The sequence below is a fragment of the uncultured Paracoccus sp. genome (genome assembly GCF_945915435.1).
In the GTDB taxonomy this organism is placed as follows: Bacteria; Pseudomonadota; Alphaproteobacteria; order Rhodobacterales; family Rhodobacteraceae; genus Paracoccus.
Map to the genome: position 1 here is coordinate 1 of NZ_CAMEFG010000008.1, position 13,997 is coordinate 13,997.

General features: G+C 67.6%; 10 protein-coding genes. 3 read left to right on the plus strand and 7 right to left on the minus strand.

The window, feature by feature from the left end; translation table 11 throughout:
- Window positions 1-263 precede the first annotated feature (263 nt).
- Complete coding sequence (locus tag Q0O97_RS04250; protein WP_294925342.1) at window positions 264-3,518, minus strand: error-prone DNA polymerase; 3,255 nt, start codon at window positions 3,516-3,518, stop codon at window positions 264-266.
- Window positions 3,515-5,011, minus strand: coding sequence for a DNA polymerase Y family protein (locus tag Q0O97_RS04255; protein ID WP_294925345.1), 1,497 nt, complete (start codon window positions 5,009-5,011; stop codon window positions 3,515-3,517). The genes Q0O97_RS04250 and Q0O97_RS04255 overlap by 4 nt, the downstream gene beginning before the upstream one ends.
- A 155-nt stretch (window positions 5,012-5,166) precedes the next feature.
- On the opposite strand from Q0O97_RS04255, the gene glyA reads away from it, so the two are divergent.
- A complete protein-coding gene (gene glyA / locus Q0O97_RS04260) occupies window positions 5,167-6,450 on the plus strand; it encodes a serine hydroxymethyltransferase (protein WP_294925348.1) in 1,284 nt (427 codons plus the stop codon).
- Window positions 6,451-6,953: 503 nt separating this feature from the next.
- Here the strand turns inward: glyA and Q0O97_RS04265 are convergent.
- A complete protein-coding gene (locus Q0O97_RS04265; RefSeq protein ID WP_294925351.1) occupies window positions 6,954-7,337 on the minus strand; it encodes a hypothetical protein in 384 nt (127 codons plus the stop codon).
- A gap of 87 nt (window positions 7,338-7,424) precedes the next feature.
- Between Q0O97_RS04265 and Q0O97_RS04270 the strand changes: the two genes are divergently transcribed.
- Window positions 7,425-8,192, plus strand: coding sequence for an alpha/beta fold hydrolase (locus Q0O97_RS04270; protein WP_294925354.1), 768 nt, complete (start codon window positions 7,425-7,427; stop codon window positions 8,190-8,192).
- A 2-nt stretch (window positions 8,193-8,194) separates the two neighbouring features.
- Here Q0O97_RS04270 and Q0O97_RS04275 read toward each other — a convergent pair whose 3' ends face one another.
- Window positions 8,195-8,485: a hypothetical protein gene (locus tag Q0O97_RS04275; protein WP_294925357.1), complete on the minus strand. Its 291-nt coding sequence runs from the start codon at window positions 8,483-8,485 to the stop codon at window positions 8,195-8,197.
- A gap of 216 nt (window positions 8,486-8,701) precedes the next feature.
- Between Q0O97_RS04275 and Q0O97_RS04280 the strand changes: the two genes are divergently transcribed.
- On the plus strand, window positions 8,702-8,944 hold the full coding sequence (locus Q0O97_RS04280; RefSeq protein WP_294925360.1) for a hypothetical protein: 243 nt from the start codon (window positions 8,702-8,704) through the stop codon (window positions 8,942-8,944).
- On the opposite strand, the gene Q0O97_RS04285 is transcribed toward Q0O97_RS04280, so the two are convergent.
- From Q0O97_RS04285 to Q0O97_RS04295, 3 genes are all read right to left on the minus strand, one after another.
- Entirely contained in the window at window positions 8,938-12,036 is a 3,099-nt protein-coding gene (locus Q0O97_RS04285) for an efflux RND transporter permease subunit (protein ID WP_294925363.1), read from the minus strand. The genes Q0O97_RS04280 and Q0O97_RS04285 overlap by 7 nt on opposite strands.
- A complete protein-coding gene (locus tag Q0O97_RS04290) occupies window positions 12,036-13,208 on the minus strand; it encodes an efflux RND transporter periplasmic adaptor subunit (RefSeq protein ID WP_294925366.1) in 1,173 nt (390 codons plus the stop codon). Before Q0O97_RS04290 ends, Q0O97_RS04285 begins: the two co-directional genes overlap by 1 nt.
- Before the next feature lie 139 nt (window positions 13,209-13,347).
- Entirely contained in the window at window positions 13,348-13,989 is a 642-nt protein-coding gene (locus tag Q0O97_RS04295) for a nitroreductase family protein (protein ID WP_294925367.1), read from the minus strand.
- Window positions 13,990-13,997 lie beyond the last annotated feature (8 nt).

Below are 13,997 nucleotides of genomic sequence, written 5' to 3' on the forward strand. Positions count from 1 at the left end.
ACCACGACCACGACCACGACCACGACCACGACCACGACCACGACCACGACCACGAGGAAGGTCACGATCACGCGCATTGACGCGCAACCCCGGTCGCATGGACGCCGCCCCGACAAGGGCGGCGTCTTTGCGTCGGGTTCAGCGGCAAAAGGATCCCGGCATCCGCGAAGATCGCCCTGAAACAGGAGATTTTCGCCGTATCTAAGGCAAATTCCCCGGATTCGCTGCCACATGGCCCCGTCACGGACTGTTCCGGCAGCCTGTCAATGAAAGTCGCGGCTTGGAAACAGCCGCTTGGCCTGTTCGCGCGGATGGCGTGCCGAGGCGCGGATGGGCGCGCGGGGGGCATTGTCGGCCTCGGGATGGGTGCACCCGACAGCCTCGCCAAGCGGATGGCCAAGTTCGGAGAGGTGATGCGACAGGTCCTCGATCCGTTCAGCGATCAGATGGGCCACGATCCCCTCGCGCTGCAACCGTCCCCGCACCCGCAGCAGCCTGCCGCCCATGACCTCGCGCCGGAAGCGTTCATAGATCTTGGGCCAGACGACGACATTCGAGACGCCGGTTTCGTCCTCGAGCGTCAGGAAGATCACGCCCGAGGCCGTGCCGGGACGTTGCCGCGTGATGACCAGCCCGCAGACCGACAGGTGCCGCCGGGGCGTCCCCGGCAGTCGGTCATGCGCCGTCAGTCCGGGAATAGCGGGGCGCAGCAGCGCCATCGGATGGGCGCGCAGGGTCAGACGGGTGGCGATGTAATCCTCGACCACCTCTTCGCCGGGATGCATCGCGGGCAGCATGACCGCCGGTTCACGGAGGCCCTCGCCGTCGATGGGATCGGCAAACAGCGGCAGGGGCGCAGGCGCGCGGATCGCCCGCACCGCCCATAGCGCATCGCGGCGCGTCAGGCCCTGCCCGGCGAAGGCATCCGCTTCGGCCAGGCGTTCCAGCACCGCGGGCGCGATCCCGGCGCGCAGCCACAGGCTTTCAGGATCGGGATAGCCGTTGCCCCGCGCGCCCGCGATCCAGTCGGCATCCTCCTGGCGGAAACCCTTGATCTGGCGAAACCCCAGCCGCAACGCCAGCGCCCCGTCGGCGCGGCGTTCCAGCGTGTTGTCCCATGCGCTGTGGTTGACGCAGACGGGCCGCACCTCGACCCCGTGGTCACGGGCGTCGCGCACAAGCTGGGCGGGGGCGTAGAAACCCATCGGCTGGCTGTTCAGCAGCGCACAGGTGAAGATCGCCGGATGACGGCATTTCAACCAGGACGACACATAGGTCAGCAGCGCAAAGGCCGCCGCGTGGCTTTCGGGAAAGCCGTAATCGGCAAAGCCCTCGATCTGCGAAAAGCAGCGTTCGGCCACCTCGCGCCCATAGTTGTTGGCCATCATCCCGGCGATGAACTTGTCACGGTGCTGCCCGATGGTCCCCATGCGCCGGAACGAGGCAAGCGAGCGGCGCAGATGGTCCGCTTCCTCGGCGGTATAACCCGCGCCGATCTCGGCGATACGCAGGGCCTGTTCCTGAAACAGCGGCACGCCAAGCGTCTTGCTGGTGATCGCCTCCAACGCGGGGCCGAAAGGCTCGGCCTGCTCCTGTCCCTGGCGGCGGCGGATATAGGGCTTGACCATGCCGCCCTGGATCGGGCCGGGGCGGACGATGGCGACCTCGATCACCAGGTCATAGAAGTCGCGCGGCTGCATCCGGGGCAGGAAATTCATCTGCGCCCGGCTTTCGACCTGGAACACGCCCACGGCATCGGCGCGGCACAGCATGTCATAGGTCGGCCCGTCGCCCTGCGGGACCGAGGCGATGGAATGGCGCATGCCCTCGTGCCGTTCCAGCAGTTCGAACGCCTTGCGGATGCAGGTCAGCATCCCCAGGGCCAGGACATCGACCTTGAGGATGCCAAGCGCGTCGATGTCGTCCTTGTCCCATTCGATGCAGGTGCGCCCGGCCATTGCGGCATTGCCGATGGGGCACAGCGCGTCCAGCCGCCCGCGCGTGATGACGAAGCCGCCGACATGCTGCGACAGGTGGCGCGGAAAGCCGATGATCTCGCGGATCAGGCGCAGGGTCAGGGCCAGCCGCCGCTGGGTCGGGTCAAGGCCAAGCTCGCGCATCCTTTCAGGGTCCGCGCCGCCATTCGTCAGCCCCCAGATCTGGCCCGAAAGGCTGGCGATCAGGTCCTGCGACAGCCCCATGACCTTGCCCACTTCGCGGATCGCCGCGCGGGAACGGAAATGGATCACCGTCGCGCACAGCCCGGCGCGGTGGCGTCCGTATTTTTCATAGATCCACTGGATGACTTCCTCGCGCCGCTCATGCTCGAAATCGACGTCGATATCGGGCGGCTCATTGCGGTGGCGCGAGATGAAGCGCTCGAACACCATGCCGATGGTGCCGGGATCGACATCGGTGATGCCAAGCGCCCAGCAGATGATCGAATTCGCCGCCGAGCCGCGCCCCTGGCACAGGATGCCAAGCCCGCGCGCATGGGAAACGATGTCGTGGACGGTCAGGAAATAAGGAGCATAGCCCAGTTCCGCCACGATGGACAATTCCCTGTCCAGCTTGCCGCGTTCATCCCGGCCAGGGCGGCCCCGGCGGCGTTCCAGCCCAGCGCGGGCAAGGCGTTCCAGCCGGGACTGGGGCGTTTCGCCGGTCCCGGCCTCATCGGGATAGACATAGCCCAACTGCCCCAGGTCGAAGCCGCAGCGCCCCGCGATCTCGACCGAGCGGTGCAGCGCGGCGGGATGGCGGCGAAACAGCCGCGCCATGTCACCGGCCCCCTTCAGCCGCCGCTCGCCGTTCAGCAGGGCGCGGGTGCCGATATGGTCGATGGTCAGCCCCTCGCGCATGCAGGTCAGCACATCGGCCAGCGGGCGGCGCGAGGCGCGATGCATCAGCACATCCCCCACCGCCACCATCGGCGCGCAAGCCGCCCGCGCCAGCGCGGCGCATTCGTCGAACCAGGCCTGATCGGTGCCGTCATAACGCGGCGCGGCACCGGTAAAGACATGGCCCGGATAGCGCCGCGCCATCGCCCGGATCGCCTCTGCCGCGCTGGCGCCGGGACAGGGCAGCGCGATCAGGATCATGCCGCGGCAATGGCCCAGCAGGTCGGACGGCGTCAGGCGGCATTCCCCCTTTTGCGCCCGCCGCTTGCCCCGTGACAGCAGCCGCGACAGGCGATGCCATGCGGGCAGGTCGGTGGGCAGCGCCAGCCATTCGACCCCGCAGCCCTGCACGATCAGCCGCGCGCCCGCGATCAGCCGGGGCAGCCCGACCGGCACCTGCGCCTGACCCGTGGGCAGCGCCTCGGCCTGCTGACGCAGGTTGCGCAGCGCCGACCAGGCCCGCACCACCCCGGCGACCGAGTTGCGGTCGGTGATCGCGATCGCCTCCAACCCCAGTTCGGCGGCGCGCAGGACCAGTTCCTCGGGATGCGAGGCGCCGGTCAGAAAGGTGAAATTCGTCGTCACGCACAATTCGGCATAGCGGGGCGCGCGGCGGGTCACAGGAATTCCCCCTGAACGAACCAGCCGGGGTCCTGCGGGGTATGGAACAGCCACAGCCGCCAGCCCTCATGCGTCTGGACGCGCCAGTAATCGCGGATGCCGCACGGCCAGTCCCCTTCCCCGTCACCGTCCCACCATTGCGGCGCGATACGTTCGGGGCCGGTGGCATGGGCCACGGTCAGGTCCATGCGTCGCCAGCGAAAGCAGCCGGGCGGGTTGGTGTCGCCGCAGATGGTGACGGGTTCGGGCGGGAAGATGCGCAGCGGACGGGGGCGGCCCGGCTGCCATTCCGCAACCCCTTCGGGATGCCCATCCGCGGCGGGCACCAGCGCAAAGCTGCGCTCGGGCAGGTGGCTGTCCACGGGACGATAGCGCAGGATGTTGTCCAGCCCGATCCGCGTCCCGATCCGGGTGACCAGTTCGGCCAGCCTTGCCCCATCCCCGGTATCCGAGCCGCCGGCCTGACGCATGGACAGGGGTTCGGCCAGCGTCACCTCAAGCCGCAACCGGTCGATGCCGAAACCCGCATCCACCTTGTCCACGTCGCGGGCGAACAGCGGCAGGATGCGCCCCGGATCGCGCATCGCCGCCGCTAGCCGCAGCGTGATCGCGCAGCTTTCGCGATCCACCCGCCGCAGGGTCAGCCGCAGGGCGCGCGCACCGGCCTGCTGCCGCGCCAGCCGCGCGCAGACCGTATCCAGCAGCCGCGCGATGCCCGCCATGACGTCCCTGCTCAGCCCGATCGGCTCGGGCAGGGCCAGGCTGGCCGAATAGCGCGGCGGCAGGGCGGGGATCGAGACAGGCTCGGGCCGGTGCCCCAGGGCCTGGTCCAGGCGCGCCAACAACTCCGCCCCGAAGCGCCGCGCCAAGGGTGCGCGCGGTGCGCGGGCCAGCGCCCCGATGCTGCGCAGGCCCAGCCTTTGCAGGGCGATCACCGTTGCCTCGTCCAGCCGCAGCCCGGCGACCGGCAGCGCCTCGATGGCAGTCAGGGTTTCCCCCGGCGGCGCGATCCCCGGCTTCGCGCGCCCTGCCGCATGATGCGCCAGCGCCCATGCCGCCCCGCGCGTATCGGCCAGCCCCAGCCGGGCACCGATCCCCGCCCGCCCCAGCCGCGCGGACATGTCGGCCAGCATCGGTGCCTCTCCGCCCCGCAGATGGGCGGCGCCGGTCACGTCCAGCACCAGCCCGTCCGCCCCGTCCGGCCCGACCCAAGGGCAATAGCGCATCGCCCAACGGCGCAGGGTCTCCAGCATGCGGGCATCGGCGGCGGCATCGGCCTCGGCGCTTTGCAGGTCGGGACAGAGCGCGCGGGCCTCGGACAGGGGCATGCCGCGCACCAGCCCGCGCGCAAGCGCCTGCCCGTTCAGGCAGCCGACGCGCCAGGCGTTGCCATCCCTGACCCCCACGGCGAACGGTCCCGCCACCGGTCGGGCGCGCAGGATCCGGTCGCTGGGCAGCCGGGGAAGCCATATCGAAACGATTCGCCGCTGCATGCCTTCATTTATGTTCCCTTTTTGTTCTTATTAATGCCCGGCGCGATCCCTGTCGAGTCCCCGCCCCTTTCCTTTCTGGCCCGCACCGGGGAAAGCGGCTAGAAGGACCGTGGATGATTGGGACGGACGCGCCGTCACTTGCCCGAGAGGACCTTATGACCGACACCGGATTCTTCACACAACCGCTTGATTCCCGCGACCCCGAGATCTTCGACGCCATCGGCAAGGAGCTTGGCCGCCAGCGCGACGAGATCGAACTGATCGCCTCGGAAAACATCGTCAGCCGCGCGGTGTTGCAGGCGCAGGGCAGCGTCCTGACCAACAAATACGCCGAGGGCTATCCGGGCAAGCGCTATTACGGCGGCTGCCAATATGTCGATATCGTCGAGACGCTGGCGATCGAACGCGCGAAGAAGCTGTTCGGCTGCGAATTCGCCAACGTCCAGCCCAACAGCGGCAGCCAGATGAACCAGGCGGTGTTCCTGGCGCTGTTGCAGCCGGGCGATACCTTCATGGGGCTGGACCTGAACTCGGGCGGGCACCTGACGCATGGCTCGCCGGTCAACATGTCGGGCAAGTGGTTCAACGTGGTCAGCTATGGCGTGCGCCAGCAGGATCAATTGCTGGACATGGACGAGATCCGCGCCAAGGCGCACGAACACAAGCCCAAGCTGATCGTTGCGGGCGGCACCGCCTATTCGCGCATCTGGGACTGGGCCGAATTCCGCAAGATCGCGGATGAGGTCGGCGCCTGGCTGATGGTGGACATGGCCCATATCGCGGGGCTGGTCGCGGGCGGTCAGCACCCTTCGCCCCTGCCCCATGCCCATGTCGTGACCACGACCACGCATAAGTCGCTGCGCGGCCCGCGCGGCGGCATGGTGCTGACCAACGACGCCGATATCGCGAAAAAGATCAACAGCGCCGTGTTCCCCGGCTTGCAGGGCGGCCCGCTGATGCATGTCATCGCCGCCAAGGCCGTGGCCTTCCGCGAGGCGCTCGAGCCGGGCTTCAAGGACTACGCCGCGCAGGTCGTCGGCAATGCCCGCGCGATGGCGGACGAACTCATGAAGGGGGGCATCGACATCGTGTCGGGCGGCACCGACAACCACCTGTGCCTGGCCGATCTGCGTCCCAAGGGCGTGACCGGCAAGGCGACCGAGGCCGCGCTTGGCCGCGCCAACATCACCTGCAACAAGAACGGCGTGCCTTTCGATCCCGAAAAGCCCTTCGTGACCAGCGGCATCCGCCTTGGCGCACCGGCAGGCACCACGCGCGGCTTCGGCGAGGCCGAGTTCCGCCAGATCGCCCGCTGGATCGTCGAGGTCGTCGATGGGCTGGCCGCCAATGGCGAGGAAGGCAATGGCGCAATCGAGGCCAAGGTCAAGGCCGAGGTGCAAGCCCTCTGCGCCCGCTTCCCGCTTTACGAAGGGCTGTAAGGCCCAAGCTTGCGGCATTGCGGCGATCCCCGCAATGCCGCCCCTTCGCCCTTTGCCGCCCCCGTCCTTTTGCGAGCTGCTGAAAAATCAGTGCAACAGGGCGGCGCAGGCCAGAAGGCGGAAGCCAGGAAGCCGGAAGCCGGAAGCCGGAAGCCGGGAAATCCGCCTTCAACTCGACCGAAAACACCCCGTTTTTCAGACCGATCTTCGTCAGATCTGCAACGGCTTCCGCTGCGACTCCCCGTTAAAAACATGTTTATCAAACGGTTATCGCATTCACGCAGACCGGACCTTGCCGCTGTCCGGCGCCGCCGCTTGCCCCTCGCGCGCCGGTGCGGGCGGGATCAGCGCGCCTGCGGAAAAGACGGCTTGACCTCCTACCTTGCCCCTCACGCGCGGGGGCGGGCGGGATCAACCCATTGAAATGCCTCGCGCATGGCGTGACGCTTACCCTTCGCGCGCCATTGCGGGCAGGATCGGCATTCGACCCCGCCCGGAACGCCTCAGACGTGACCGCGCAGCACCATCAGCCAGACCGCCAGCGCACCGATCAGCAGCAAGGCCAGCGCGAGCGAGGCCCCGACCGAGATCGCACCGCCCTTCCACCTCGACGCCGCGCCAAGTGGCCGCAGGTGCCGCAGCAGCACATCATGCGCGCGCACCAGCCGCGCCATGTCCTGCTGGCGCGCAAGGCGGGGGGCATCGACCAGCACATCGGCCTGCGCAAGCAGATGCGCCTGTCTGCGCAGCTTGCGCGGCAAGGCGCCCCCGCGCCTGCGCATCATCGCGGACAGGTTGACCCTCTCGCCCCGCCGCGCGCCGCCGAAGCGTGAAACCATCAGCGCAGCGACCTCGTCTGCCATGCTGCGGATGTCTTCTGTCGCCATGTCGCCTTCCTTCGCCGAATTTCCGCCCCCGGCTCTGGTTGAGGTCGAGGCAGGACGCTACTATCGCCCCAAAACACGGGTGATGCGATGCTGACATATACAACGACGGGGCAGGCTTCGGAACAGCCTGCGGTAATCCTTGTGCATGGGCTGTTCGGCTCGGGGCGCAATCTTGGCGGAATCGCGCGCAGGCTGGACCAGGGGCGGCAGGTGGTCTCGGTGGACATGCGCAACCACGGCGACAGCTTTCACAGCGACGAACACGACTATCCGGCATTGGCCGATGACCTGGCCCAGGTCATCGCCGCACATGGCGGGCAGGCGGATGTCGTAGGGCATTCGATGGGCGGCAAGGCCTCGATGACACTGGCGCTGACCCGGCCCGAGATGGTCCGCAGGCTGGCCGTCCTGGACATCGCGCCGCTTCGCTACGGCCACAGCCAGAACGACCTGATCGACGCGATGGAAGCGCTGGACCTGCATGATCTGACCCTGCGTTCCGAGGCCGACCGCCGCCTTGCCGCGCGGATCGACGAGCCGGGCGTGCGCGCCTTCCTGCTGCAATCGCTGGACCTGAAGTCGCAACCCCCGCGCTGGAAGATGAACCTGACCGCGCTGCGGCGGAACATGGACAGGCTGACCGGCTGGCCCCAGGGGTTGCCCACGGGCAGCTTTCACGGCCCCGCCCTTTTCCTGGCGGGCGCGCAATCCGATTACTGCCCATCCGAAGGCGTCGACGCGATCCGGCGATATTTCCCGCAGGCCGAGGTCAGCTTCCTTGAGGGCGCGGGCCATTGGCTGCATGCCGAAAAACCGCAAGAGACCGGGGACGCGCTGGCCGCCTTCCTGTCCTGAGTTCAGCACCTTAGCGCGATCCGCCCTTCGCCCGTGTCGCCGGGCAGGCGCGTGCGCAGGCTGCCGCGCACCGCATGGCATCCCGTCACCTGTTCCGCCGCCTGATACATCCGCAAGGGCACCGCGTCGCGGGCGCGGCGGTGAAGGTAGCCCATGCGGATCACCTCGGCCTCCTGCCCGCGGCGGATGACGGTGAAATCCATCCCGCCGACGTTCACCCGCTGAGGGACCGCGCCCGCGAAATCCGGCGCGGGCGAGGCGCAGGCGGCAAGGAAAAGGACAAGAATCAGCATCATCCGCATGGGGCCAGCCTGGACCAAAACCCTGAACCTGCGGTTAACACGCACAGGAAAAAGCGAAAAACCGGGCTTGCCCCCAGCCGAAAGGCGGGTAAATCAGCAGGCAACCCGGTCAGAGAAAATTCGCCGCTCGCGTGACCGTTACGGGATTTTGAACGCTCTTGCGCTTATCTTGCCGGACCAGGGACAGTGACGAAAGGACAAGAACAAATGCGCAATCTTCACCTTCTTGCCGCCGCCCTTGCCGTGACGGCGGTTTCCGCCTGCGAAACGGTTCAGGGCGCTGGCCGCGACATGCAGACCGCAAGCCAGATGGTTTCGCAATATTACAACGGGCAGGGCTATGGGCAGGACCCTGGCCAGCCGGGCTATGGCCAGTCCTATCAGCAACCCGGCCAGCCGATGGTCCAGGACCCCTTTGCGAACCAGCCCGCGCCGGTCCCGACCTATTGACCCTGCACTTGGGCGGCGGCCCGGCGGCGCGCGCGGCGGCGTCCGTCCCAGGCCAGCAGGCTGGGCGTCAGGCATGAGGTGATGACGGTCCCGATCAGCAACCCGCCCACGATGGTCAGCGAAAGCTGCACCCAGAACTGGCCCGAGGGTGCGCCGAAATAGGCGTCGCGCGCCATGAAATCGACCGTCAGCCCCATCGCCATCGGCAGCAATCCGGTGATCGTCGTCACCGCCGTCAGCAGAATCGGGCGCAGCCTTTCATGCGCGGCACGGGTGGCGGCGCCATCGGGGTCCAGCCCGGCGGCAAGATGTTCGTTATAGGCGTCGATCAGGATGATGTTGTTGTTCACCACGACCCCGGCCAACGCCATCATCCCCATGCCCCCCATGACCAGCGAAAAGGGCGTCTGCGTCACCATCAGCACGATCAGCACGCCGGGGATCGAGCAGATGATCGCCGACAGCACCAATATGCTTTGGAAAAAGCTGTTGAGCTGCGTCAGCATCACCATGAACATCAGAAAGACCGCCAGGACGAAGGCGACGATCAGGAATTGCAGGGTCTCGGCCTGATCCTCGATCTCGCCCGCGAAACGGACCGAGACATCGCCGAAATCGGTCTCGGCGATGGCGCGGCCAAGGGTTTCCAGTTCCTGCGCGACGGTATGGCCCGGCGCGATCCCGGCCGAGATGGTCTGCACGCTTTGCCCGTCGGAATGGTTGATGACCGAGGGTGCGGTTCCCGGCACGATGCGGACGAAGTTCAGGACGGGGATCATCCCCTCGGGCGTCATCACGCGCATGGAACCAAGCTGGGCGAAGTTGCGGTCCTGCGGCGGATAGCGCAGGACGATATCGACCTCGTCGTCCAGATGCGGCGGCAGGTAGGAACCCAGCGTGACGCCGTTGGTCATCAGCCGGACGGTATTGCCCAGCGTCTCGACATCGACACCGTAGCGGGCGGCCTGTTCGCGGTCGATCTCGATCCGCGCCTCGACGCCGGGACGCGGCACATCGCTGGAGATTTCGGTGAACGACCCTTGCCGGTCCATCAGTTCGATCAGCTTTTCGGCGGCAGGGGCCAGCGCGCGGTTGTCGGCGGCGGCAAGTTCGACCTCGACCGGGCGGGCCGAGCCAAGGCCCTGTTCCTGTTCCTGTATCTGGATGCCCACGCCGGGAATATCGGCAGTGCGGCGGCGCAGATCGGCCAGGATCTCGCTTGCGGGCTGGCGCATGCGCCAATCGGCCAGGTCAAGCTGAAGCGTGCCGATCACGTCGGGATCGACATTGGCCGAGAGGCGCGATTCGACCGCGCCGATGGTGCGCGAATAGGTCAGCTTCAGCCCCTCGGCCCCGATCACCTCGCGCTCGACCATGCGCACGAGCCGGTCTGCCTCATAGACCGAAAGGTTGCCGTCCGCCTTGATCTGGACCTGCGCGCGTTCGGGTTCGACCGCCGGGAAGAACTCGGCCCCCCGCCCAAGGTGGCCGTAGACGAAAACCGTCAGCAGAAAGGCCAGGATGGCCGCACCAAGCGTGAAGGCGGGGCGCGCGATGGTATAGGTCAGGATGCGGTCGTAGAAGGCGGGCACGCGCGGCTTGTCCTGCGTCGCCGCCGGCCTGGCACGGCGCGACAGAAGCCCGCCGATCACCGGGACGAAAACCAGCGCCACGATCAGCGACATGATCAGCGTGATCAGCACCGTGGCGGGCAGATAGATCATGAAGCTGCCCGCCGTTCCCGGCCAGAACAGCAGCGGGAAGAACACCGCCAGCGAGGTGCCGATGGCCGCGATCACCGGCCACGCCATGCGCTGCGCGGCGGTGCGGAAGGCCTCGGGTCCGGGGGCGCCTTCGGCCTGCAAACGCTCGGCCTTTTCGACGACGACCATCGCGCCGTCCACCAGCATGCCGATCACCAGGATCAGCCCGAAAAGCACCACGATGTTCATGGTGAAGCCGATCAGGTTGATGACCAGGATCCCCCCGAAGAAGGACGCCGGAATCGCCACCCCGATCAGCAGCGAGGCGCGCAACCCCAGCACCAGGATCGTCGGCAGCATGACCATCAGCACGGCCAGCACGACGCTGTTTTCCAGATCGCCCAGCATCGTGGAAATATCGTCGGCCTGGTTCTGCATATAATCCAGCCGGATCGTGTCGGGCCAGTTTTCGCGGGCGTTTTCCACGGCCTGCTGGACGGCGGCGACGGTGTCCAGCACATTGGCGCCGCTGGCCTTGGTGATGTCGATGCCGATGGTGGGCTGGCCGTCCAGCCGCGCGAAGGTGTCGGGATCGCGATAGCTTTGCCGCACCTCGGCCACGTCCTGGATACGCACGACGGTCCCTTCGCTGACCCGGACCGGCATCGCCAGCACATCCGCGATGGACTGGATCGTGCCGGGGATCGAGACCCCGATCCGCCCCGAGCCGGTGTCGAAAGCCCCCGCCGCCACAAGCTGGTTGTTGCCCCGCACCGCCGCCGCCACCTCTTGAGAGGAAATGCCGTAGCTTTGCATCGCCAGCGGATCGACGATGATTTCCAGCAAGTCCTCGCGGTCGCCCGACAGGTTGGCCGCCAGCACGCCCGAGATGGATTCGATGTCGTCCGACAGGTCGCGGGCGATCTGGATCAGGTCGCGCTGGGGAACCGCCCCCGACAGCGCCACGGTCAGGATCGGAAAGATCGACATGTCGATTTCGCGCACGATGGGCGCATCGGCGCCGTCGGGCAGGTCGGGGGTGGCGTTGTCCACCTCGTCGCGCACGTCCTGGAAGGCGGTGGCCTGATCGTGGCCGGGGTCGAATTCCAGCATGATCGAGGCAAAGCCCTCGCCCGCCTGTCCGGTGACCTTGCGCAGCCCGTCGATGGATTGCAGCCGCCGCTCCATCGGCTGGATCAGCAGACGCGCGCTGTCCTCGGCCGAGATCCCCGGATAGGTGATGTTGACGAGGAAGAAGGGGATCTCGATTTCCGGCGACGCTTCCTTGGAAATCGTGACATAGGAAAAGACCCCGCCCAGCAGCAGCAGGGCCAGCAGCATCAGCGTGGTGCGGGCGCGCAGGAAGGCGGCGCTGATCAGGGCCGACATCAGGGCTGCTCCGGCTGCGGTTCGGTTCCCGCGTCGGGTGCGGCGGCATTGGCGGCATCCGAGGCGGCGCTGTCCGAAGCGGCGTCCTCGGGCTGGATCAGGCTGTATTCCTGCGGGGTTTCGCGCACCTCGACCACCTCGCCCTCGGCGATGGCGCCCTGGCTGATCGTGACCAGTTGCACGCGCCGGTCCAGCCCGGTCACCCAAAGCCCGTTGGAATCGGCGGTGACGAAACCGATGGGGTGAAAGACGATGCGGCTTTCGTCATCGACCGCATAGAGCCCGATGCGGCCCTGTTCATCCAGCCGCATCAGGGCCGAGGACACGAAATGCGCGTCGATCGTATCGGTGACCAGCCGCACCTCTGCGCTGATCCCGGCGGGAATGGCGGCGTCGGGGTTGGGGATCTCGATCTCGACGCGGAAGGTGCGGGTCGCGGCATCGGCCAGCGGCGCGACGAAGCTGACGCGGCCCTCGACCGTGCCCTGATCGCCGATGAAACGGACCGAGGCGGGCATGCCGGGGCGGATGTTGCGTATCTCGGATTGCTGCACGTCGACGATGGCCAGCAGAGGGTCGTTCTTGACGATCTCAAGCACCTCGCCCCCCGGCGCGACATAGCTGCCGGTATCCAGGATCACGCGGTTGATGATGCCCGAGACCGGCGCGCGCAGGGTGGTGTTCTCGATGTCCAGCTCGATCGCGCGCAGGGCGGCACGGGCGGCCTGCAACTCGGCCTGGCGGGCCTGCGCCTCAAGACCGGGGCCGACGCCGCGGTCGGCAAGCTGCTGGGCGGCCTCGGCGGTGCGGGTCGCGGCGGCAAGCTGGGCCTGCGCCTGCGCCAGCCGCGCCTCGCGGTCGTCGGCGCTGAGGCGGGCCAGTTCGTCGCCCTGCCGCACGACGGTGCCCTGATCCGCGACCTCTTCCAGCAACCCGTCGGTGCGCGAGCGCAGGATGGCGATCTGGGTGGGCTGCACCTCGCCATAGAGGATCAACTCGCGGTCCACGGGCCGCGCCTCGCTGGTGCTGGCGGCGACGACGGGGACCTGCGGCGCGGGGCGTTCCTCGACCAGCGGCTCGCGCGCGATCATGCCGCTGCCGATCCAGAGAACCAGCAACAGGACGATCCCGGCAAAGACCAGCACCTCGGGCCTGAACAATCTTGATTTCATCGATCCGCCTGTCCCTTGCCCCGTTGTCACGGCAAAATTGAAGCCGCCCGACCCGTTTGGGCAAAGACGGCCGCGATTTCAATGCCGCATGGGTGCAAAGGTTCCCCGGAGGGGCGGATTCCGCCGCGTCACCCCTGCCTCAGCGCGGCGTGCCGACCGGCTGGATATAGGGCACGATCGAGCCTTCGGGCAGCGACAGCGCCTGTGCGATGGCCTCGCGGTTGGCGGCACCGCCGATCAGGCAGGTCCCCAGCCCTTCGGCGACGCAGGCCAGATAGACGTTCTGCGCCGAAAGCGCCGCATTCACATGGGCGCCTATGACCAGCGCCTGATCGTCGGCCCCCTCGGCGGCCTCGCGCAGCCGTGCCCCGTCCGAGACGTAGACGATCAGCGCCGGCGCCCGCGCCACGAATGCGCTGTCGCTGGCGATTGCGCGGATATCGTCCTGCGTCACCTGTTCCAGCGTGTTGCTTTCGGGGACATGCAGGAAAACACCCTCGGCGGTGGCCAGATAGACCTGCGTATCATAGGCCGTGCGCCAGGACGGCACGGTGCGGCCCCCGCTGTCGGGGCGGTTCACGCCATTGGCGGCCCACAGGACGCGCAGGATCTGGTCGTCGGGGACCGGGGCGGGGCCAAAGCGGCGGGTGGACTGGCGCCCCTCGAACGCCTGTTGCAACGTGGTTTCCGAGGCCGAGGCGATGGCGGGAACGGCAGCGACGGCCACCGGCGCGGCGGCGGATGCGGCCAGGAAATGGCGGCGGTTGAGGTCTTTCTTCATCGAAAATC

Bases quoted from the DNA above. Each gene is read 5' to 3' on its own strand.
- Q0O97_RS04255 (WP_294925345.1), bottom strand. From the start codon at position 5,011: ATGCAGCGGCGAATCGTTTCGATATGGCTTCCCCGGCTGCCCAGCGAC.
- glyA (WP_294925348.1), top strand. From the start codon at position 5,167: ATGACCGACACCGGATTCTTCACACAACCGCTTGATTCCCGCGACCCC.
- Q0O97_RS04265 (WP_294925351.1), bottom strand. From the start codon at position 7,337: ATGGCGACAGAAGACATCCGCAGCATGGCAGACGAGGTCGCTGCGCTG.
- Q0O97_RS04270 (WP_294925354.1), top strand. From the start codon at position 7,425: ATGCTGACATATACAACGACGGGGCAGGCTTCGGAACAGCCTGCGGTA.
- Q0O97_RS04275 (WP_294925357.1), bottom strand. From the start codon at position 8,485: ATGCTGATTCTTGTCCTTTTCCTTGCCGCCTGCGCCTCGCCCGCGCCG.
- Q0O97_RS04280 (WP_294925360.1), top strand. From the start codon at position 8,702: ATGCGCAATCTTCACCTTCTTGCCGCCGCCCTTGCCGTGACGGCGGTT.
- Q0O97_RS04285 (WP_294925363.1), bottom strand. From the start codon at position 12,036: ATGTCGGCCCTGATCAGCGCCGCCTTCCTGCGCGCCCGCACCACGCTG.
- Q0O97_RS04290 (WP_294925366.1), bottom strand. From the start codon at position 13,208: ATGAAATCAAGATTGTTCAGGCCCGAGGTGCTGGTCTTTGCCGGGATC.
- Q0O97_RS04295 (WP_294925367.1), bottom strand. From the start codon at position 13,989: ATGAAGAAAGACCTCAACCGCCGCCATTTCCTGGCCGCATCCGCCGCC.